Here is a 1,512-nt window from a genome sequence, read left to right as displayed (position 1 = left end):
CGGCATCAAGCGTTAAAGCTCGCATCCGTAAAATTTGGAGACGCAAAAATGACTAACAAAACCAAAACATCGAAATATCCCATCTATGAAAAAATATTAAGCGTTTTCATCGCCATTTTTATTTGGGGATACGTTTCGATTTTCGTAAACCCTGAAATCACTAAAAAATTCAATAACATCCCGATAAACATCCAAAACGTCGAAACGCTCGCTAAAAACGATCTGCAGATATATGATAACAGCTCTGTTGAAGAAGCCGTCGATATCCAAATCAAAGGAACGAGACGGTCAATAGCTATGATCAATCCCGAACAAATTATAGCATACGTAGATGTCGGCTCAGTTAAAAAGACCAATGAAAGAACTAAACTAAAAATCAATTTCGCCTTGCCATATAAAGACCTTCACATAACAGAGCAATCAGCCGAAAGCATCACATTAAACATCAAAAAAATTAAATGAAAACGAGAGATGTTGTAATCTCTAGCATTTCCATTGCCCTAGTTTTCATAGCGACATTTTTTCTAAAGATACCAATGCCCCTGCCAGGCTGGGCGTATGTGAATCTAGGGGATGTCGTTATTTTTTTAATATCGCTAATTTTGCCTCCGCCTATTGCAATTTTAGCTAGCTCCCTTGGTAGCGGCATGGCAGACCTCATATATGGTGCGATATACTACATCCCAGCGACCGTCATCATAAAAGCTCTAATGTCTTTTATCGTCTGCAAATTTAAAAAGAAATTCCTATTAGCAACAATAGCCGCAGGAATCTCTATGGTCGTTTTATACAGCATATACAAAATCTTTATTTTAGGCACAGGCTATGCAATATTTGATATTCCGTGGGAATTAGGTCAGGCATTCGCAAACATAACACTAGCTAATATAGTTAAAAATTTGGTGTTAAAGTATAATCACAGCCGCAATAATAGATATAACACAAATAGTTGAAACCAAATCCGCATATCCATATTTCATGATTTTATAACTCGTTCGCCCTTCGCCGCCTCTATAACATCTTGCCTCCATCGCAACTGCCAAATCATCGGCACGCCTAAAGGCCGAAATAAACAGCGGCAACAAAAGAGGTATAAGCGCTTTTATCCTTTTTATTATGCTGCCCGTATTAAAATTAGCGCCCCTCGCCGTTTGCGCTTTAACGATTATGTCAACTTCCTCAATCAAAGTAGGTATAAATCTCAACGCTATAGACATCATCATCGCAACTTCATGAGCAGGAAACTTAAATTTTTTGAGCGGGGCAAACATCGCTTCCATGCTGCTAGACAAAGCAATCGGCGAAGTGGTATACGTTAAAACCCCGCTGATAGTCATGAGCAAGAATAGTCTAAGCAACATCGTGATCGCCATGCTAATTCCTTGCGCAGTGATAGAAACAGCACCCCAACTCCATAAAACCTCCCCCGGAGTTAAAAACAGGTTAAGCGTACCTGTAAACAAAATCAACAATAACATTGGCTTGAAAGATTTCAAATAAAGCCGCAGCGGA

The 1,512-nt window shown here is 39.2% G+C and carries 3 protein-coding genes; 2 read left to right on the top strand and 1 reads right to left on the bottom strand.

Going from position 1 to position 1,512, the window contains the following annotated elements:
* Both ACYVTD_RS12610 and ACYVTD_RS12605 read left to right on the top strand, forming a co-directional pair.
* Positions 1 to 462 (top strand): hypothetical protein (locus ACYVTD_RS12610; protein WP_461248100.1); only part of this gene is annotated, 462 nt, incomplete at its 5' end.
* The gene (locus ACYVTD_RS12605) at positions 459 to 953 is read left to right on the top strand and encodes an ECF transporter S component (RefSeq protein WP_461248099.1); all 495 of its coding nucleotides are present in this window, start codon (positions 459 to 461) and stop codon (positions 951 to 953) included. The genes ACYVTD_RS12610 and ACYVTD_RS12605, both read left to right, overlap by 4 nt.
* On the opposite strand, the gene ACYVTD_RS12600 is transcribed toward ACYVTD_RS12605, so the two are convergent.
* Entirely contained in the window at positions 906 to 1,496 is a 591-nt protein-coding gene (locus tag ACYVTD_RS12600; RefSeq protein ID WP_461248098.1) for an energy-coupling factor transporter transmembrane component T family protein, read from the bottom strand. The genes ACYVTD_RS12605 and ACYVTD_RS12600 overlap by 48 nt on opposite strands.
* Positions 1,497 to 1,512 lie beyond the last annotated feature (16 nt).

The sequence above is a fragment of the Treponema sp. R6D11 genome (assembly GCF_054786075.1).
This window is presented reverse-complemented; position numbering and strand designations above follow the sequence as displayed.